This is a genomic window from Acinetobacter sp. RRD8 (assembly GCF_031844225.1).
In the GTDB taxonomy this organism is placed as follows: Bacteria; Pseudomonadota; Gammaproteobacteria; order Pseudomonadales; family Moraxellaceae; genus Acinetobacter.
The window spans coordinates 117,542-138,772 of the sequence record NZ_JAUZUU010000001.1 but is presented as its reverse complement, the minus strand read 5'-3'; the positions used below and the strand labels follow the sequence as shown (position 1 = coordinate 138,772).

Annotated in this window: 14 protein-coding genes and 1 pseudogene; 6 read left to right on the top strand and 9 right to left on the bottom strand. The window is 45.6% G+C overall.

The window, feature by feature from the left end:
* The first annotated feature begins 204 nt into the window (after window positions 1–204).
* The 6 genes and pseudogenes from Q9R24_RS00660 to Q9R24_RS00635 all read left to right on the top strand — a co-directional run bounded on the left by Q9R24_RS00660 (window position 205) and on the right by Q9R24_RS00635 (window position 7,358).
* A pseudogene (locus Q9R24_RS00660) lies at window positions 205–1,671 on the top strand (TolC family outer membrane protein).
* Window positions 1,668–3,809, top strand: coding sequence for a type I secretion system permease/ATPase (locus tag Q9R24_RS00655; protein WP_311203489.1), 2,142 nt, complete (start codon window positions 1,668–1,670; stop codon window positions 3,807–3,809). The pseudogene Q9R24_RS00660 and the gene Q9R24_RS00655 overlap by 4 nt, the downstream one beginning before the upstream one ends.
* The gene (locus Q9R24_RS00650; RefSeq protein ID WP_311203488.1) at window positions 3,806–4,993 is read left to right on the top strand and encodes an HlyD family efflux transporter periplasmic adaptor subunit; all 1,188 of its coding nucleotides are present in this window, start codon (window positions 3,806–3,808) and stop codon (window positions 4,991–4,993) included. Before Q9R24_RS00655 ends, Q9R24_RS00650 begins: the two co-directional genes overlap by 4 nt.
* Before the next feature lie 119 nt (window positions 4,994–5,112).
* Complete coding sequence (locus tag Q9R24_RS00645; RefSeq protein ID WP_004646684.1) at window positions 5,113–5,712, top strand: YigZ family protein; 600 nt, start codon at window positions 5,113–5,115, stop codon at window positions 5,710–5,712.
* Window positions 5,705–6,322, top strand: coding sequence for a DapH/DapD/GlmU-related protein (locus tag Q9R24_RS00640; RefSeq protein WP_311203487.1), 618 nt, complete (start codon window positions 5,705–5,707; stop codon window positions 6,320–6,322). The genes Q9R24_RS00645 and Q9R24_RS00640 overlap by 8 nt, the downstream gene beginning before the upstream one ends.
* 193 nt (window positions 6,323–6,515) lie before the next feature.
* Entirely contained in the window at window positions 6,516–7,358 is an 843-nt protein-coding gene (locus Q9R24_RS00635; RefSeq protein WP_004279943.1) for a universal stress protein, read from the top strand.
* A 168-nt stretch (window positions 7,359–7,526) separates the two neighbouring features.
* On the opposite strand, the gene Q9R24_RS00630 is transcribed toward Q9R24_RS00635, so the two are convergent.
* The 9 genes from Q9R24_RS00630 to dnaE form a co-directional block, all read right to left on the bottom strand.
* Window positions 7,527–8,192 carry an O-methyltransferase gene (locus Q9R24_RS00630; protein ID WP_004646686.1) on the bottom strand — a complete coding sequence of 222 codons (666 nt, stop codon included), beginning with the start codon at window positions 8,190–8,192 and terminating at the stop codon, window positions 7,527–7,529.
* A gap of 132 nt (window positions 8,193–8,324) precedes the next feature.
* Window positions 8,325–9,044: a D-Ala-D-Ala carboxypeptidase family metallohydrolase gene (locus Q9R24_RS00625; protein ID WP_004279938.1), complete on the bottom strand. Its 720-nt coding sequence runs from the start codon at window positions 9,042–9,044 to the stop codon at window positions 8,325–8,327.
* Between the two features lie 137 nt (window positions 9,045–9,181).
* Window positions 9,182–9,505, bottom strand: coding sequence for a ferredoxin FdxA (fdxA, locus tag Q9R24_RS00620; protein WP_004279936.1), 324 nt, complete (start codon window positions 9,503–9,505; stop codon window positions 9,182–9,184).
* 204 nt (window positions 9,506–9,709) lie between these two features.
* Window positions 9,710–12,343: a DNA mismatch repair protein MutS gene (mutS, locus tag Q9R24_RS00615; RefSeq protein WP_311203486.1), complete on the bottom strand. Its 2,634-nt coding sequence runs from the start codon at window positions 12,341–12,343 to the stop codon at window positions 9,710–9,712.
* Window positions 12,344–12,678: 335 nt separating this feature from the next.
* Window positions 12,679–14,685 (bottom strand): alpha/beta fold hydrolase, encoded by a 2,007-nt coding sequence (locus Q9R24_RS00610; protein WP_311203485.1) that lies wholly within the window; start codon window positions 14,683–14,685, stop codon window positions 12,679–12,681.
* 120 nt (window positions 14,686–14,805) lie between these two features.
* Entirely contained in the window at window positions 14,806–15,756 is a 951-nt protein-coding gene (locus Q9R24_RS00605; RefSeq protein ID WP_004646689.1) for an ABUW_2363 family tetratricopeptide repeat lipoprotein, read from the bottom strand.
* 117 nt (window positions 15,757–15,873) lie between these two features.
* The gene (gene cysE, locus Q9R24_RS00600) at window positions 15,874–16,707 is read right to left on the bottom strand and encodes a serine O-acetyltransferase (protein WP_253147061.1); all 834 of its coding nucleotides are present in this window, start codon (window positions 16,705–16,707) and stop codon (window positions 15,874–15,876) included.
* A complete protein-coding gene (locus tag Q9R24_RS00595; protein ID WP_311203484.1) occupies window positions 16,683–17,531 on the bottom strand; it encodes an RNA methyltransferase in 849 nt (282 codons plus the stop codon). Before Q9R24_RS00595 ends, cysE begins: the two co-directional genes overlap by 25 nt.
* Window positions 17,532–17,568: 37 nt before the next feature.
* On the bottom strand, window positions 17,569–21,141 hold the full coding sequence (gene dnaE / locus Q9R24_RS00590; protein WP_311203483.1) for a DNA polymerase III subunit alpha: 3,573 nt from the start codon (window positions 21,139–21,141) through the stop codon (window positions 17,569–17,571).
* Window positions 21,142–21,231 lie beyond the last annotated feature (90 nt).

The window sequence follows — 21,231 nt, the reverse complement described above, 5'->3', positions numbered from 1 at the left end:
AAAAACCCTGCATCAGACGCCAGTTGTCGGATGCAGGTTTTTTTTTGCTCAAATCAAAGTGAAAAAGATTTCTTTTAAAAGGATTTGATATATTGTTAGGCTAAAACAAGAAACATTACATAATTATGCGATTTAGGGCAGAACACTTTAAAAAAAAATCAGGGGAAAACAGATCAAAAAAGAAAGAGATTGATACTTCTTCTTTTGCCTTTATCTGTGTCTTTGGCGCATGCAGAAAACTCACCCCATTATTTTTCCAATCTCAAGAATGGCTTGGGCCAGCTGATTGCACCCAAACCGACACGGTCAGCGCATAGCATTGATATCACGTCGCTTGGTCATTATTCATTAGATACATCAAAAGTAGCTGAGCTGCCGTAAATTACCCGACCACAGTCAGGACAGTCAGCTTTAAGTCCTACGATCACAGGTGGCATTCCACAAAAAATGAATCTGGTGGAAGCCGTACACCGGGCAGTGCAACGACGTCCTGAAATCACCCAGAGTATTTCGACATTATCTGCGCAGGCAGCCAATATTGATGTAGCGAGAGCGGGTTATTATCCGCAGGTGTCCGGTGGTATCGGGACAGGGGATCTCACTTCCGGTGAACGTGGACGACAAATCGTTTCTTTGAATGCCACCCAGATGCTGTATGACTTTGGCAAAATTAAAACCAATATCAGTGTGGAAGAAGCCCGCTTGGCAGAAGAACAGGCAAGAGTGCTGGTTAGTTTAGATCAGATTGCATTTGAAGTAGCAGATGCAATAGTGAATATCAAACGTTATCAGCAAATCACCCAGATTGCCCAACAGCAGATTCAGGGCATTGGACGGATTGCAGAAATTGCCAATTTGCGTGCCCGCGCCGGAATCAGCAGTCAGGCCGACCCGATTCAGGCCCAGTCCAATCTGGAAGCAGCGCAATCGAATCTGATTGTACAGCAGACCCAGCTCAGACAATATCAACAACGCTTGCGTACCTTGCTAGGATTTGATGTATCCACTGTTGAATGGGATATTCCTGATCGTATTGTGGCACAGGCCGATCTTTATCAGGATCCGGAATTTACCCAGATTCCGAACATGATTCTGGCCCATGCCGGGGTCAATGTTGCCCGTTTGCAAAAAGATCAGGCGCGGCTAAGCCCTTATCCGACCATTAGTGTTAAAGGTAGTCTAAGTCAGGCGATGAATGAACGGAATCCAAATAATAATGAAGATGATGGCTTTTATAATTCAGTCATGATTGAAGCCAGCAGTAATTTGTATCAGGGTGGTGCAACGCGTTCACAGACCCGTGCCGCAAGCTATGCCGAAGAAGCTGCACGCGCACAGGTCAATACGGTCTATCTGGATGTGCAGGATCAGGTGCGCTTGATCCGCGAGCAGATTGAAAATAAACAAAAACAAATGGGGGTTTTATCCCAGCGCCGCGCAACCACGGTACGCACCAAAGAGCTGTATCAAGAACAATATAAATTGGGTACCCGAACCGTAGTGGATTTGCTGAATGCAGAGCAAGCCATTCATAGTGCCGCGCAGGAAATTGAATCGGCACGCTATGACATTTACTCGGCGATCGTACAGTACATTCAGGTCACGGGCCGTACACGGGATATTTACGCGCTTAACAGCATTTCTATTCAGGGGTTTGAAGTTCAGCCATGAGTACTACAATAATAAATTATCAACCTTGGCTTCAGGCAGTTTTAAATATTGCCCGGCATTACCGGATCGAGCCTTCTGAGGAGCGGATACGCCTGCAACTGGACTGGAACCAGCATCATGACATCGATGACATGCTCAAGATAGTCAGTCGTCAGATGGGTTTAAATGTCCGTAAAAATAAATTTGAGTGCAGCCTGCTGAATCCATGGTGTTTACCTTTACTGGTTGAATTCGATAGTGGTGATGTGGGGGTGATTGAACGCATCGACACACAGGGCAATGTCAGCATCCAGCTCAGTGGTGATGAAGGTTTATCTCAAAGTTTCACGATTGAACAGTTAGAGGTTGGCATAAAGCATCTTTATGTGCTGCGTCCTGAATCTTCAGTTCCAGATGCGCGGGTGGATGAATATATCAAACCCTTTGAGAAAAACTGGTTCTGGTCGATTGTCCTGAATGACTGGAAGCGCTATATCGATGTGATGTTTGCGTCTTTAATTGCCAATATTCTGGCACTGGCCACGATAGTTTTCTCGATGAATGTCTATGACCGTGTCATTCCATCGCAATCTATTCCGACGTTATGGGTGTTGGCCGGTGGCGTGCTGATCGCTGCGATTTTTGAATTTGTATTACGTGTCTCGCGGATCTATCTGTCAGACATTATTGGTAAACGTGCGGATTTAAAAATTTCTGACCGGGTTTTTGGTCATTCATTACGGATTAAAAACAGCGAACGTTCCAAATCAACAGGAACCTTTATTTCACAAATTCGTGAGCTGGAAGGCGTCCGCGAACTGGTGACTTCAACCACAGTCACAGCAATTGCCGATCTGCCATTCTTCTTCCTGTTCTTAGGGATCTTCTGGGTGATCGGTGGCAATCTGTTCTGGGTCATGCTACTCGTTGTACCCTTAATGATTCTTCCGGGAATTCTGGCGCAGAAAAAATTGGCACAGCTGGCTCAGTTGGGCATGCGCGAATCTGCCATCCGCAATGCCTTGCTGGTAGAAGCTGTACAAGCAATTGAAGACATCAAGCTGTTAAGAGCTGAAACGCGTTTCCAGAACCAGTGGAATCATATGAATGAAGTGTCAGCCGATGTCAGCATGCAGCAACGTAAAATTGTCGGCTTGATGACCGCCTGGACCCAAAAAATTCAGGGACTGACCTTTGCAATTGTAGTCTTGGTCGGGGCTTTTGCGGTGATGGAGGGTGACATGACCACAGGCGCACTGGTGGCCTGTTCGATTCTATCTTCACGCATGCTGGCACCAATTTCACAAATTACGGGTGTACTGGGTCGCTTGCAACAGGCTAAAGTCGCCAAGGCTGGTTTGGATGAACTCATGAAAAAACCGGTGGACCAGCCGGATTATTCGCACCTGATTCATCGTCCGGCACTGGATGGGCATTATGAGCTCAACGGTGTGGTGTTCAAATATGGCGATGATGATCCGAAACCGAGTTTGATGATTCCCAAGCTAGAGATCAAGCCCGGGGAGAAAATTGCAATTCTGGGCCGTAATGGTGCAGGAAAATCGACCTTGTTGCAGCTCTTGTCTGGGATGCAGACACCGTTACAGGGCAAGGTCAAGCTGGATGGGATTGATCTGACCCTGATTGATCCGTCAGATGTGCGGCGTGATATGAGTTTGCTAAATCAGAACTCGCAGTTATTTTATGGTTCAATTCGTGAAAACCTGACTTTGGGTGCACCTTTGGCCACCGATCAGCAAATTCTGGAAGCCTTACAAATTACCGGTGCACTGGGATTTGTACAGGAGAAAAAAGAAGGGCTGGATCATATCATTTTAGAGGGTGGTGTCGGCTTTTCTGGTGGACAGCGCCAAGCCTTGTTATTGGCGCGGTTGTTGATTCGTCAACCAAAGATTTTGCTACTGGATGAACCGACCGCTGCCATTGATGATGTGTCAGAAAAACAGTTGATTGATCATCTTAAAGGGTATTTAACCCATCGTACGATGATCGTCGCCACTCATCGCCGTGCGGTATTGGAACTGGTGGACCGTATTCTGGTGGTCAATGATGGCAAGATTGTGATGGATGGACCACGGGATCAGATCCTGAATCAGTCACAAGGTGGTAATAAGCGGATTGTGGGAGCAAGTGCATGAGTGAACTACAGCAACTAAAACGTTCCAGCAAGGTCAGCTTTCAGGAACCGCCCTTACCCAAATCAAGTGTCATCATCTGGATTATCGGCATTGGCCTATTGGTATTGCTGAGCTGGGCCTGGTTATTCAAATTGGAAGAAGTATCTACCGGTACCGGGAAAATAATTCCATCATCCAAAGAGCAGGTGATTCAGTCTCTGGACGGCGGTATTCTGACCAAACTCAATGTCAAAGAAGGTGAGATTGTCGAGCGTGGGCAAGTATTGGCCCAGCTTGATCCGACCCGCTTTGAATCTAACGTCGGTGAATCAGAATCCTTGCTGGTGTCGTCGCGTGCCACTTCAGCCCGTTTACGTGCGGAAGTCACCGGCGCACCGTTGGTCTTTCCTGAAGAAGTGTTGAAATACCCCAAATTGGTTAAAGAAGAAACGGCCCTGTATCAGTCGCGTCGAGCCAATTTGCAAGAATCTGTTGCAGGCCTGGAACAGGCTTTGTTACTGGTGCAGCAAGAACTGGAAATGACCGCTCCCTTGGTCGCCAAAGGGGCAGCCAGTGAGGTTGAAGTGTTGCGTCTAAAACGTGAAGCCAATGACCTGCGTAATCAGATGAATGATATCCGTAATCAATATTATGTGAATGCGCGGGAAGAATTGTCCAAAGGCAATACTGATGTAGAAACCCAGCAACAGGTGGTACGTGGCAAGTCGGATACTTTGAGCCGAACTGTTTTTAAATCACCGGTTCGCGGTGTCATCAAAGAGATTGATGTGATGACGCTGGGCGGCGTGATTCCACAAAATGGCAAGTTGATGACCATCGTGCCACTGGATGAAAAATTACTGGTTGAAGCACGAATCTCGCCGCGTGATATTGCCTTTATTCGCCCTGATCAGGAAGCATTGGTTAAAATTACAGCTTATGATTATTCGATCTATGGTGGGTTGAATGGTAAAGTTGCGATGATTTCACCGGATACCTTGCGTGATGAAGTCAAGCAGGATCAATTTTATTATCGGGTGTATATCCGTACCGATAGCGACAAGCTCAGCAATAATGCCGGGCAGGAGTTCAATATTACTCCAGGGATGGTGGCCACCGTGGATATTCGTACTGGTTCAAAAACCGTGATGGATTATCTGATCAAGCCATTTAATAAAGCCAAAGAAGCCTTGCGTGAACGGTAATATTTGCCAAGCAATTGAGTAAAACAATCGATCAAAATCAGGCCTCTCCGTGGAGAGGCTTTTTATTTGTCTGTGCAAAGCGGGTATACTGCAGCAGTGAGAGTTTAAAGCCTGAAGTTATGCCATTTACCATTGCCAGCCTGGTCAGTTTTGAGGAAGACATCAAAAAAAGCCGCTTTCAGGCCTTTGCCACCCCTGTTGAGAATGAGCAGGACGTCAAAGATTTTCTGGAAACTTATCGTGATCCAAGCACCACGCATCAATGCTGGGCCTGGAAAATTGGCCATCAGGTACGCTTTAATGATGATGGTGAACCTTCAGGCACAGCGGGACGCCCGATTCTGGCGACCATTGAAGGCAATGAGCTGACCAATGTGCTGGTACTGGTCAATCGCTGGTATGGCGGGATCAAGCTGGGAACAGGGGGCTTGGTACGTGCCTATGGCGGTTGCGCTGGACAATGTTTGTTGCTGGCAGAAAAAATTGAACTGATTGAAAAGAAGAAGGTGCAATTTTCCTGTCAATTCAATGAATGGGCCATCTTTCAATATGAATTGAATCAGCAGCAAATCGATTATCAGGAAGAATATACAGCCGAAGGGGTGCAGATCAGCGCCTTATTTCAGTTACATCAAATTCAACCTTTTGCCTTAAAAATTCAAGATGTGACCCGCGGCCGTGAACAGCTCAAAATCATAGAAGAAGCGACAGATGACTGACGTAGATCCATTACTGAAATATCGTGAGCAGCATAAACATCGCCTGAATTACATGCCTTGGCTGTACTGGTCTTTAAAACCAAAAAATCGCGATTGGGCAGAAGCGTGGCAAAAGGACTATCAGGCTTACTTGATGGAAATGGAAACCGTCGAGATTGGTGAAAACTGTTTTATTTCACCTCTTGCACATATTTTCGCGGAGCCGGGACGCAAAATCATTATTGGTGATAATAGCTTTATTGCTGCAGATTGCACCTTACATGGCCCCCTAGAGATCGGTAATGAAGTGGCGATCAATCATCACTGTATTCTGGATGGTGGCCGGGTGGGGATTAAACTGCATGATCAGGTGCGCATCGCCGCTTATTGTCATCTTTATGCCTTTGATCATGGCATGGATTTGGAGCAGCCGATTTATCAGCAGCCAGTACGTTCGCAAGGCATCGAGATTGGTCGGGATGTGTGGCTCGGTGCGCATGTCGGTATCAAGGACGGAATTAAAATCGCAGATCAGGCCGTGGTGGGAATGAACAGTATGGTGACCAAGAATGTCGAGAAGCGTGCGATTGTCGCCGGTAATCCGGCCCAATTCATTCGCTATCGTGAATAAGCTTTTGGAAGTCAATTGCTTGATACAACAGCCTGACTCAGCAGATGGTTCGATATATTGATCTATATTTGTTCACATAAAAGTTAACATATTTCAAGTCAAGCCTTACAGATTTCGCTGCACATTTTTGAATGCTTATGCTAAGTTAAAAATAACTAAGAAATTTTTATCATAAATAGAAGAGAGGCTAAACATGAAACGTGTCATCGCCTGCATCGACTCATCGCCATGTATAAACGCGCTGGCAGACGCGGCGGCATGGATTGCCAAACAGACTGGCCGTGAACTGGTCCTGTTACAGGTTTTGGATTATTACCCGGCCAGTTATCATCTGGGGGAAATCAGCGGAGTGATTGGCTTTGAAAGTAATGCCATGTTACTGAAAGAACTGGCTGAGCTTGAACAAAAACAAAGTGAAATCGCGCTGGATTATAGCAATAACCTGCTGCAACACATTTCGGAGCGGATTCTGGCAGAACACGGCATTCAAACCACCCATATTCAGGAAAAGGGTGATTTTCTGGAACAAAGCTTTCAGATCCTGCAGCCTGATGATATCGCAGTGATTGGATTACTCGGTGAACGCTCCGCTGAAAAAAACAAACCGATCGGCACCAATGTCGAAAATTTTATTCGTGGGGCCAATTGTACCGTGATGACTGTCGGAGAACAGTTTAAGCCGCCGACACGATTTATTTTCGCCTATGAATATTCACCGACCTGTATCAAGATGATGAAACGGATTGCGGAAAGTGATCTGCTGCGCTTATTGCAATGCCATTTGTTATATATCGGTGATCATGCTGAGATTCTGAATGAGCCTTTGCAATATTTAAATCAGGCTGGTTTAGATGTGGTGCCACAATACCGCTATGGCGATGTCGCAGAAAATATTTTGACCTATCAGCAGGAACTCGGAATTCAGCTGATCGTGTTGGGTGCATTTAGTCACAGTAAAATTCACCAGTTCTTTTTGGGCAGTATTGCGACCACGATTTTCCGGAATTCAAAAGTGCCTTTACTGGTTGCGAAGTGAGAATTGCATAAAATCGCCAAGCGCGAAGTCTAATCGTAAATTGTTACAGCTTGATTTAAAAATGACCAGAGTTATCCTCATATATTGTGGATAACTCTGTGGTTAATATTTATAAGTTAATGTTATTTATGGTAAATATGTCATTGGGTGATTTTTGTTCTTCTTGTTTTATTTCACAATCGCGAGTGCAAAACCATCATGTCCTTTGCTGCCAACCGTTTGTAAAGCAGTGCATGACAAGATACGTGGATGATTTTGAAGCGCTTTAAACATGTCACGAATGCCTTCAATACTTGGTTTATTATTGTCCGGGTTAATGATTTCGCCAGCACGAATCACATTGTCCAGAAAAATAAGTGTACCTGAGTGCGACAGGTTTAAACTGAGTTCCAGATATTCCGGATAACTCTGTTTGTCTGCATCAATAAAGATGAAATCGAAAGCTTCCGTATCTTCAGGCAGGGCTTTAAGCACATCTGCTGCACGGCCGCATTTCAGTTCGACGGTCTGTTTAAGCTGCGCGCGATCAATATTTTCCTGACCCATCGCTGCATGGGTATCACGTCCTTCAATGGTTAGGATATAGCCATCATCCGGCAAAGCACGTGCCAGCCACATGGTGCTATATGCTGCAAATGTGCCGAGTTCCAGTATACGTTTACATTGGTTCATCTGGATTAGCATCTGCAACAACATGCCTTGGTTCGGTGCTACAGCCAGATGATCAGGAAAACCGTGCGCTGCGGTATTCTCAAGAGTTTGATTCAGAATAGGGTCTTCAGGAATTAAATGTGAATCAATGTAGTGATCAATGTCTGTCCACATTTGTTGCATAGTCTTAGCACCTCGATTGCGATGCGTGCATTTTAAACTTTTCGCGGCAGAGCGCAATTTATTGTTCTATAGGTGATGATTTTTTAGGCTCTACAATGTCCTGAATGAACTTTGTAGAGTGGTTGTCATGACTTAGTAATTACACATCGAGGAATTACGGCCTAAACTCGGTCCCCAGGTACGATAACCTTGGGTATCGATGTGGATTTGACCTGAAGCATACATGCCAAGTCCCATATTCAGACTTTGACCATGCTGTACCCAGAACTGACACAATTTGAACTTGGTATTTTCAATATAGCTATAATCTTGTGCCTGCGGATATTCAGGCCCAATCCGGAAATCGATGGCAGAGTTGTACAGATGGCGTGAAGAGTTGGCACCACCGGCACACTGGTTTAAAGGCAGGTCACGATAGACTGACGTGACTTCAAAATCAGTCAGTACATTGGCTGCAACCAGATATTTAAAGACTTTTAAAGTTGGGATCTGATTGGCCCATAATTCACGGCTTGGAATCATGTATTGGGAACGGCCACACTTGGCCCAATCACGTGCAGTACGCATCAATTCGAAACTCGGAATGATATTGCCAACCCCATGACGTTCCAGAAAAACCTCATATTCACGCACGCGTGACAAATTATCCAGTGCCGATACCCAGTGGGTATACACATAAGGCACAGTTTTTGGGTGGGCTTTACGATCGTATTGAACACGTTCTTGTGGAATGTAAATCCGTTTTCCAGCAGGTGTGGTGGCCTGTCCAGGTTGTTTTGTGGTCGTGGTACAGCCCACAAAAACAAGAGGAATTATACAAAGACTCAATAATCCCTTTAACAAGTTCTTCATTTATAGAAATCAGATATTTACAAAATAGCGCTATTTTAGACTAAATATAGGGAGAAATTTGGAGAATATTGCAATGAAATGTGTGCGTTGAGTATAAAAAAGATCAGCATTTGCTGATCTTTTAAAGTTTAAACTAATTACTTTTCAAGGTATTGTAATTTGTCTGCTTTGCCATTCCATTCTTCACGGTCTGCTGGCTGGTCACCAATTTGTGTGATATTTGGCCATTTTTGTGACAGGTCAGCATTCAGTTCAATAAAGACTTCCTGACCTTCTGGTAATTCGTCTTCAGAGAAAATTGCATTTGCCGGGCATTCAGGTTCGCATAACGCACAGTCGATACATTCGTCCGGGTTAATCACAAGGAAGTTAGGACCTTCATAGAAACAGTCTACAGGGCAAACTTCAACACAGTCTTGATATTTACATTTAATACAATTTTCAGTGACAACGAAGGTCATGGCGACAGCTACCTAAAAAATATGGTTCTAATTACGAATGCTGTATTTTAGGCAAAAACAGGGGGAACTAACAATTCCTTTTATTGATATTTGTTATATATAGGGCTGTTAAATTTGAAAAAAGGTCGCATACCGATGAATTACAGCATTCATCGGTATGTTCAGGACATCGACCCTATGCCAGATGAGGTCTAGGACCGAGAATTAACTTGACTGTTTGATCAGGTCTTTGAGCGCATATAACTGCTGCAAGGCTTCACGCGGAGTTAAACTATCTACATCAATATCTTCGAGTAAGTCCAGTGCAGGCGATTCTTTTTCAATTTCGATGATACGTTCTATAGGCTCCATAACTTCAGGCATTGCAAACAGATCATGCTGCGGGCTCAGTGGCTTGGCCTGATGCTGTTTTTCCAGAATCTTTAAGCGGTTTTGCGCTTCTTTAATCACCGCAGCCGGAATGCCTGCCAATTTCGCGACTTGCAAGCCATGACTTTGACTGGCCGGGCCATGTTGCACCTTATGCAATAAAATCAGATTACCATTCAGCTCTTTGGCCGTGACATGGTAGTTATTAATGCCACTTTCCTTATCTAGTTCAGTCAGTTCGAAATAATGGGTAGCAAATAGACATAAACATTGAATGCGTTTGGTCAGATCCAGCACACAGGCCCAAGCCAAAGACAAGCCATCATAGGTACTGGTTCCACGGCCAACTTCATCCATGAGTACCAAAGACTGGCTGGTGGCATGATGCAGGATTTGCGAGGTTTCGGTCATTTCCACCATAAAGGTTGATTTGCCGGTCGATAAATCATCGGCAGAACCAATACGGGTAAAGACACGGTCAACCGGACCTAAAGTTGCAGCTTGCGCTGGAACATAGGCACCACAATAAGCCAGCAACACGATCAATGCAGTCTGGCGCATAAAGGTGGATTTACCACCCATGTTGGGGCCGGTAATGATGGCCATGCGATGGGAAAAATCCAGTCGCGTATCGTTCGGAGTAAAGGCCGATTTACTGAGGGCTTCTACCACTGGATGTCGTCCAGCAGTGATACTTACACCGATTTCAGGGCTAAATTTTGGACGCGACCAGTTGCGTAAACGCGCCTGATGGGCAAAATTAGCAATCAGATCAATCTGGGCAATGGCGCTGCTCATCATCTGTAAACTGCCGATATCCTGACGCAGTTCATCCAGCAGCATTTCAAACAGCATTTTTTCACGGGCCAAGGCACGCGATTCGCTTGATAAGACTTTGTCTTCAAATGCTTTCAGTTCAGGTGTGATGTAGCGTTCGGCATTTTTCAGGGTTTGCCTACGAATATAGTGCTCGGGTGCCTGTTCAGCCTGTGCGCGGGTCAGCTCAATATAATATCCACTGACGCGGTTGTAGCCAATTTTCAGTCCCGGAATGCCGCTTTGTTCACGCTCTTTAATTTCCAGATCAATCAGGAACTGGCTGGCATGATCACGAATCTGACGTAGTTCATCGAGTTCACTGTCAAAACCTTCTGCAATGACATTACCATCACGAAGCAGGACGGGTGGATTTTCCACAATGGCGGACATCAGACGTTGATGTAGATCATGGAAGTCGCCGAGTTCTTCATTGAGTTGTACTAAAAGTTTGGACTGTTGCTGACTGACAATCGGTTGCAGGGCATGGCGTAAAAATGGAATTTGCGCGCAGGCCTGTCGCAATTGCACCAGATCACGTGGACGGGCACTGCCAAGCGCAATACGGCTCAGCACGCGTTCAATATCGCTAATTTCTTTTAGTACCAAACGTACAGGTACTTCGTGGAAACCTTGCAGCAGGGCTTGAATGGCATCCAGGCGCTCATCCAGCAAGGCGGTATCGCGTAAAGGTTGCATCAGGGTGCGACTGAGCAAGCGCCCCCCCATGGCAGTCTGGCAATCATTGATCAGCTGAAATAAGGATGTCCCATGTTCAAATAAAGGCTCAATCAGTTCAAGATTACGGCGTGTCACCGGATCCAAAGCAATAAAATCTGAACTCTGTTCTAGCTGAATCGTGCGGATATGCGGTAACGCAGTTTTCTGGGTTTCTTTGGCGTAGTGAATCAGTGCCGCTGCGGCTGCTTTAGCCAAAGGTAAATGATCAATTCCGAAACCTGAAAGCGTGCTGACGGCAAACTGGTCACATAAGGTTTTTTGTGCATTATTCAGGTTGAAATCAACATTTGGACGTTTGGTGACCGAGATATCCAGTTGCTGTTTGAGTTGTTCGGTCAATGTCGGATCAGCGATATTTTCATCCAGCAGAATTTCGCTTGGCATCAAACGTGCCAGTTCAATCATGAGCTGGTTAAGATCATAATCCTGCTGCTGTACTTTAAATAAGCCAGCGCTGAGATCGAGAAGTGCAATGCCAATCTGATTCTGTTGAATACATAAAGCCACCAGATTCGAGCTTTGATGTGCACCGAGCATGGCATCATCGGTCAGGGTACCTGGCGTAATAATTCGAACCACACCACGCTCAACCGGTCCTTTGCCAGTAACCTCGCCGATCTGCTCGCAGATCACCACGGTTTCGCCTTTTCTGACCAGACGTGCCAGATAGCCCTCGGCTGCATGATAAGGCACGCCCGCCATAGGAATCGGCTGACCATTGGCTTTACCGCGATGGGTCAGGGTAATGCCTAAAATCTTGGCTGCCTTGTGTGCATCTTCAAAGAACAGTTCATAAAAATCACCCATACGATAAAACATCAATGAATGCGGATGCTGCATTTTCACTGACATGTATTGCTGCATCATGGGCGTTAAGGTAGAAAGATCAGCCATAATTTCTGAACTGGTCATTAAAAATAAATCCTTTCAACAAGAGATAAATGCAAATACTGCTCAATAGGCTATGCAGGAAAATTTAAAGCACATTTTCAATCAGGCCAATCCAACATGGTTGAGCACAGGAGATCGAAAATGTGAAATGAATCTGCTGATTCAATTCAGCTTTAAAGCTGTATTGCAGCAAGTCTATCAAATTTAATTTTTAGAAAGAAATGAAATTCCAGATGAATCTTTAAGTCAGCGCTCAGATCTGTCGCTATGGCTTCTTATTCAGCATTATTTGCAATTTTAAAAAATAAACCACCGGATGCGAACATGCGGTGGTGAGTCTAAATCAAGACGATAGTTTATTCCGGATCATAAAGACCAAGATCGGTCAGATGTAATCTGAGAATCCGGCGTAATTCCAGTACGGCTTCAGGCGTTTCCTGAATCGAGTGGCCACCCTTAATGACTTTGCTAGATACAGCACCTTCCAAGTAAGCACTTTCGTATGAAACGATATCATCGCTCATGAGCTTGGTATCTTGCGTATCTACGGTATTGCCGATAATAGAATGAAATTTGATATTTTTAGAAGGCTGAATATCCTCAGTTAATGCAGTAAATTTTGAATTTTCACTGAGATCACTCGGACCATTTTGAATCAGGTCATGCCCCAGTTCTTTGACAAATTCGTTTAACCCAATCTGGCCTTGCAGGGTATCGGCAAAGGCACCCAAAAATGCACCCGGTATACGGATAATTTTACGGGCCAGTTTGGTATGCCAGCGGTCGGCATATTCTGTCCCACGATGCGGAGTTGCTAAGAAAATGGCCCGGGTGAAATTTGGAATAGGTTGCATTTGCAGGCGTGCTTTAAAGAGCGGGTTATCCTTAAACTGTGCAATGCGGGTATTTTGTACCAGCTTGAATGCATCTTGAGTAATATCGGCCTGACTGACCATTAAACGGGCAATCACGCCTCCCATACTATGTCCGACCAGTACCGCATCTTTTTTGGCTGTTGCATTGTTCGCGACCAGGGCAAAGCCTTGCTGAACCAGAGCATTAATTTGAAAACGGCTTTCCAGAATCGGCATATTAGTAGAATAAAATACCTGCCAGACCTGGAAATTTTCCCTTAATACCGGATCACCCATAATATCGTTGGTCAGACGAATCCAGGCTTCAGGACTGCTGGCCAGGCCATGAATCAATACCAGCACTTTCTTGTTCGGATTATAAGGTTCCAGCATGTACAGGTGCGGCATGCTCAGACTGTCTTCGCGATTAATCAGGGTCAGATAGGCTAAACGCCCCAGATTATTCTCGGCTAGCCATAAGCCGTAAGGTGCAGAAAAGTTGGCGGCCAGCGCATATTCTTTCGAAGCCACCTTAATCTTTTCATGCTTATAAGGATCATACAGTTTCAGGTGAAACTCTGAAGTAGATAAAATCTGTTCCGTCGAATTCGCGGATTTGGGTACAGCGGTAATGGTGGTCGCCAGATAGCGGGCTGAATGAATGTTTGGATTGATACCATTTGGATAGTTGTGCTTGAGCGGATCGACAATATATTTTTTATCCTGCTCGGTTTGCTGTGCTTCAGGTAAGACCACTAAAAATTCTGAACCAAAACCATCACGCCGGGTGATAGAACGCAGGCCGGAAAAGTTCATGTTATAGGTGGACATCAGCTGTTCAATGGTCTGGTTTTTCAGCTGCGGAAAATTTTCCAGATCAATGGTGTATACACTGTCACCGACCTGAATGCGCTGGCCGGACTGTTTGGCTTCATAACGTTCAGCATAGCGTTGAATCAGATGAGCAATTGCCAGGTTATAAAAGTCACGAATCTGGACCTGGCGGTTATCAAAAATACGCTCTTGCGGCGCACGCTCGGTTTTAAATAGATAGGCATAGCTATAACGAATGCTTTTATCCAGCATAGTGAGCTGCTGATCCAGACATTTCTGGATGTTCTGCTTGTGTTGTTGCTGTTTTTCCGGTGATCGGGTTTTGTTTAAAATTCCGGTGTTACATTCAGCAGACTTGGCATTTTGTAAGGAGTTGGCTAGATATAATTCACTTGCTGTAGAAAGCAATTGTTCATCTAAAATTTGGGGAATACTTTTCAGATCTTCCACACATTCTTCGGGCTGATCAATACAGATCTGGGCTTCACGACCTGTCATGGACAACACATTCAGACTGGCTTCACTGAGCTTGTCGCGGGTCAAGATGCTGTCACGCTCATTGTTCAGCGTGACATTAATGGCCTGTTCCTTAACACTCACCACCTGACAGCCGCTGAGTACGCTGGTGATGAGTAAAGTGCACAGCATTAATCTTTTATTTATTTTTTCGTGCATAAAACTTTTCACTGAATTCAAGTTATAAAGCGGGATAATGTTTTGTATTTTACTAATTTTTTCCCATAAAAATAGACCGCCGTAGCAGTCTATTTGTAATCAAATTGAAGCGAATCTTGATTATGGGGTCACCGGTGCTGTTGCTGGGTCTGTAGCCGGAGCGGGTGTTGATGTTTGCAAAATTTGCCAAACATTCCAGCGACCATTTTTCTCAATTTCCTGAATCAGACGGTCTGCTACTTCAGCTTCTTGCGGATATTTCACCTTATAGTTCGCCAAGGTTTGAGTGGCATTTTTTTTCTGTTCCAATGCAATATAGTTATTGGCTGCAGAAAGATAAGCCTCCTGAACGCCAGCTTTCATGGCTTTGTCCAGATAAGCGATGGCTTCACGTTGACCACCGCCTTCAGACAGACCAAAACCAAACCAGAAGTTGACTTCAGGATCATCCGGGTTAATTTTGAGAATACGCTGGGCATAGGTCAGGGAATTGGTGGTATAAACTGAACCCAGATCCAGGTTACGTGCCATCACGCTGGCTTTAAAAGCACGCATCAACACATCAAAAGAGGCATTTGGACGGGCCGCTAAAGTATCCAGTTGTCGGGTGACTTCACGCAATTTGGCTTCAAAACCACGGCGTTCCTGACGATCGCTGAAACGTGGTGGATAATGACGTGCCTTACCTTCGACCATTTGCAGGAAATCGTCAATTTCGGTGATATCGATTTCATTTGAATTGGCAAGTGCTGCATAACGCATTGCACGTGTATTGCTATCTACCACTGGAATAATCAGTTTATTCACATCCAGGGTCAGTTGCTTGGATGGATCATTAGGATCCGTCACCACCATCTTGGTTACAGGCTGCGCTGCAGCTTTTTTCAAATGCACTTCAAATTCAGGCGGTTCATTATAATTGAATGGATTTAAAGCATAAAATGGTGGGCTCAGTTCAGGCTCTACAAAAACCACTTGATCCACAGGTTTCTCAGCAGATTTCTGAGGAGTGGTGGAACACGCAGTAATTGTGAATGCTAAGCAAGCAAGTGCCAAGGGCTTAAAGGTCATAATAGTCATCCATTCTGTTATTTTTAAAACATCTATTCAAAAATTGCATGATCGTCAGTCTATGAAAAGTATAACGATCATGCAAGTAAACCCGTGTTACAGAGTGAAGTGTGATATTCAGGCTTTGGATTGGCTGGTTTGCGCTTCACATTCACGGCGCGCTTCTTCCAGAATCTCCAACTCTTTTTTACTCAAAGGCTGGCCATCCTGTTGCTGCTTGTTAAAGGTCGGATCTAACAAAGAAAGACGATTGCACAAGTTGTTCATGCGTTTTTCATTTTGCTGAATGCGATCCAGCAGAATCCGCATGCCTTCCAAAATCGGATCGGACTGGTCTTCAGTTGCGGCATAGGGCTGGAAACCGATACTTTCTGCATAGTCACGACGACGCGCTTCAGCATCATCTTTGGGTTTGTCTTTGGTGATAAAACGTGCCGGGTTGCCCACAGCTGTGGCGTTCTCAGGAACCGCTTTGGTGACGACCGCATTAGAACCGACTTTGGCATTTTTACCTACGGTAAATGGTCCAAGAATCTTGGCACCAGCACCGACTACCACGCCATCTTCTAGCGTTGGATGACGTTTACCTTTATTCCAGGTGGTTCCACCCAAAGTCACGCCGTGATAAAGCGTCACGTCATCGCCAATTTCAGCGGTTTCGCCAATGACTACACCCATACCGTGATCGATAAAGAAACGGCGGCCGATTTTTGCGCCTGGATGAATTTCAATGCCGGTGGCAAAGCGGCTAAACGAAGACAACGCACGCGCAGTTCCTTTACAGTCTTTGTTCCATAGCTCATGTGCCATGCGATGCATGATCAGCGCATGAATGCCAGGATAAGTGGTTAAGACTTCTAAGGTATTGCGTGCTGCAGGATCGCGCGCAAAGACAGCTTTTATATCTTCTTTGAGCTGTTTTAGCATTAGATTTGATCCTCGTCCTGTGATGATGTGTGTGAAGATTTTTTCCAGGTACCGTTGTTCAATGCCTGAACACGGCTGAAAATACCACGAAGTAAGTGATATTCCATACGATCTAATTGTATACGTCCAAAGAGGCGACGCAAGCGTAAAGGCAATAATCTTGGATTTTTTGGATCCATAAATTCAATTTCTACCAACATTTTTTCCAAGTGTGGATAGAACTGTTCCATCTGCGCATGATTGACCAAGGGTTCATCCCATTCCATTTCAATGCCATCAATGACTTGCATGGTCGCTTTAGCATCACGTGGTTGTTCAATTTGACTCATCGTTGCCATGCGCATCTCATAGCAGATCACCTGAATCGCCTGAGCTACATTCAGTACGCCGTAGTCCGTATTCACAGGAATAGTCAGATGATAATTGGCCATCGCCAGTTCTTCATTGGTCAGACCACGGTCTTCGCGGCCAAATAGAATCGCGACTTCCTGCTGATCTTGTACCACGGCGGTCATGGCTTTTTCAGCGGCAGGGCGCACATCTAACAGCGGCCAGGGAATGGTACGGCTGCGTGCGCTAGTACCGAATACAATCTGACAGTCTTTAATGGCATCTTCAAGTGTTTCTACAATCTCGATCTGCTCGATCAGGTCAGTTGCACCCGCGGCCAGCGCATCAATATCCGGATGTGGATAGGTTTTCGGTGCCACCAGAACCAGCTTAGACAAGCCCATGGTTTTCATGGCACGTAGGGCACTGCCGATATTGGCAGGTAAAGTGGTATTGACCATGACAATACGCACATGGGAGAGATGTGCTGAAACAGCAGCATTGTCAATTTGACTCATGAGGATTCCAATTTTAAGGTGTTTTAAAGATCAGGATTTATGAATATTGCGGCTGGGATTCAGCCTGATACAGTTCCAGTGCATCATCCATGCTCATGCCCACAGGCGGCGGAGGAATATCCACCGGCTTGGCCTGTTCATAGGACATAGCTTTGGCAGCTTTGGACTTGACCTGATACTCAATATGCAAGGCTTCTTTACCAAAATAGTCACGCAATTTGGCTAAGAGCTCATCCAGTGGGGCGACTTTCCAGTTGAGACCCAGATGCAGTTCAGTCGTGGCATACGGATAGTCCAGATACAGAATCACCGGAATATGTGCGGACATATCAACATTGCAATAAGGAGTCAGAATCTGCTGCAAGTCCCGGCTCAAGCTCTTGCTGAAATGCTCGGCTGTGAGAGTGATCTTGATGCTATTGGCACGTTTCTGGCGAATTTCATTCAGGCTGAATGCTTTGGTGAGGCGTCCCATCGGACGGTCAAAGCCTTCACGCTCATAGATTTCGCCTTCAATCACCACCACTTTATCGAGCTGGATAATCTCTTTAAAGCGGTTGAAGCGTTCGTGATTGGCTGAAATTTCAATCCGTGCCGTACCATCATCCAGTGTCATCATCATCCGGTTCGGGAAATTGGCAATATCCACCACCAGTCCTGCAAACACGGTGGTCACACCACGGCGTGTTGGCGTCAGCTCATTGATCTGACTAGGCACAAAGGCTTTCAGTTCATTGCGATACACATCAATCGGGTGACCGGTTAAATACAGACCAAGTGTATCTTTTTCACCTTTCAGACGAACTTCATCTGCCCATGGTTTGACTGGCTTAGATGGCTTGCGCTGAACTTCTTCCACTTCGCCAAACAGGTCCATGATGCCGGTTTCACGATTGGAACGTGCCTGTTCCGCAGCTTGAACCGCTTCAGGCAGTTGCGCCATCAGGTCGGCGCGGTCAATGCCTAAGCAATCCAATGCACCTGAACGAATCAGTGCTTCCAGAGTACGCTTATTGATTTTTTTCAGGTCAATACGATGACAGAAATCAAACAAGTCACGGAATGAACCTTCTTGCGCACGCGAGTCAATCACTGACTGCATCGCCGCTTCACCGACGCCTTTGATCGCACCCAGACCATAGACAATGGTTTGCTCATCGATAGCATGGAATTGATACAGCGACATATTCACTGACGGCGGTAAAACTTCCAGATTATTCTTGCGACAGTCATCAATCAGGAATACCACGTTGTCGGTGTTCTGCATCTCCGAGGTCAATACTGCCGACAGGAATTCAGCCGGATAATGCGCTTTCAGCCATGCAGTTTGGTAGGCAACCAAAGCATAGGCAGCCGCATGCGATTTGTTAAAACCATAGCCGGCAAACTTTTCCATATAGTCAAAGATATGGTTGGCCGTAGCTTCATCAATGTCTTTTTTCGATGCACCTTCAATAAAGATCTGGCGCTGTTTGACCATTTCTTCCGGTTTTTTCTTACCCATGGCCCGACGTAACAAGTCCGCGCCACCGAGGGTATAGCCGGCACAATACTGTGCAGCCTGCATTACCTGTTCCTGATACACCATAATCCCGTAGGTGGGTTCTAGTACGCCTTCAAGCAAGGGATGCAGATATTCAAAATCGCCACCATGCATCCGGTGGATAAAGTCAGGAATCAGATCCATCGGGCCTGGACGGTACAGCGATACGAAGGCAATAATTTCTTCAAACTTGCTCGGGCGTGCCTCTTTCAGCATCTTCTTCATGCCCACGGATTCAAACTGGAATACCGCGGTGGTGTTGGCATTGGCAAAGACCAGATATGCGTCTTTATCTTCAAGCGGGATATAAGCAATATCTAAAGGTTTATCCGCTTTGATGCGTTTATTGATATTTTTAACCGCATCTTCAATCACCGTCAGGTTACGCAAACCCAAGAAGTCAAACTTCACCAGACCTGCAGATTCGACATCGTCTTTATCGAACTGTGCCACGCGTCCGGTACCATCGGCATCACACATGACCGCAGAGAAATCGGTAATTTTGGTTGGCGAGATCACCACACCACCGGCGTGTTTACCGGTGTTTCGGGTAATACCTTCCAGTTTCAGTGCCATTTCCCAGATTTCGGCTGCATCGTCATGGTCTGGATTGGATGGATTGGTGACGATATCTTTAAGCTGGGGTTCAGCTTCTAGTGACTCAAGCAGGCTTAGACCTAAAGGCTTGGTCGGAATCATTTTCGAGATACGATCCGCCAAGCCATAAGATTTACCCAAAACGCGGGCAACATCACGAATCGCACCTTTGGCCGCCATAGTGCCGAATGTTGCAATCTGGGAGACCGCATCACGGCCATAGGTACGTGCTACATAGTCAATCACGCGGTCACGGCCTGCGATACAGAAATCGACGTCGAAGTCGGGCATCGAAACACGTTCCGGGTTCAGGAAACGTTCGAACAGCAGTTCATAACGCAGCGGGTCAAGATCGGTAATTTTTAAGCTATAGGCGACCAGTGAACCTGCACCCGAACCACGGCCCGGACCGACCGGAACGCCGTTACTTTTCGACCACTGAATGAAGTCCATCACGATCAGGAAGTAGCCCGGGAATCCCATCGAGTTAATGATGTTAATCTCGTATTCGATACGCTCATCATAAGGCTTGCGGATTTCTGGCCAGTCTTCATCACGTTGTTCAGGCGGATACAGGAAATTCAGGCGTTCTTCCAGACCTTCTTTGGACAAGTGTGCAAAGAAGGTATCAATGGTATGACCTTCAGGAATCGGATAATCAGGCAGGAAGTATTTGCCCAGTTGCAGCGTCACATTACAGCGTTTGGCAATGTGATAGGTGTTCTCAATCGCAGATGGAATATCCGAGAACAGCGCCGTCATTTCTTCAGCAGATTTGAAATATTGTTCAGGTGAATAGGTTTTAGGGCGGCGGTTGTCACCAAGCACATAACCATCTGCAATACATACCCGTGCTTCATGCGCTTCATAATCTTCACGGGTCATGAAATGCACATCATTATGTGCGACCACACCGATATTGTATTTTTTTGCCAGCTTAACGGCTTCCAGAATAAAGTTATCTTCATCCGGACGATTGGTACGGGTCAGGGCAAGATAAACACGATTACCAAATTTTTCGACCCATTCTTCTAGTAGCGGTTCCGCTTTTTGCGGATTTGAACTCATCAGCATTTTGCCGACATCGGAATGCATGCCGAGCAGGGCAATCATGTCCTCAGGCTGATTTAAAATCCATTGTTTTTGAACGCAGGGAATATCCAATTGCTGGCCACTGATAAAGCCTTCAGATACTAATTCAGTCAAATTACGCCAGCCGGTATTGGTCATGGCCAATAAGGTCATGCGATGTTCGGCATCATTCAGGCGAATTTCAGAACCCAGAATCGGCTTGATGCCTTTGCTCAGACATTTGCCATAGAACTTGACGGCAGCATGCAGGTTAGAAAGATCCGTGAGCGCAAGGGCAGGCATCTGTTCTTCTTCGGCAGCTTTGACCAAGTCAGGTATCCGTACGATGGATTCAGTAATCGAAAATTCTGTATGAATACCAAGATGAACAAAGTGCATAGATGAGTCCCTGCTAAAACCATTGAATAGTTTAACATGGGATTTATTGTTTCAGTTTGAAATTGAGGGGAAATGGCTAACTTTTAGGTC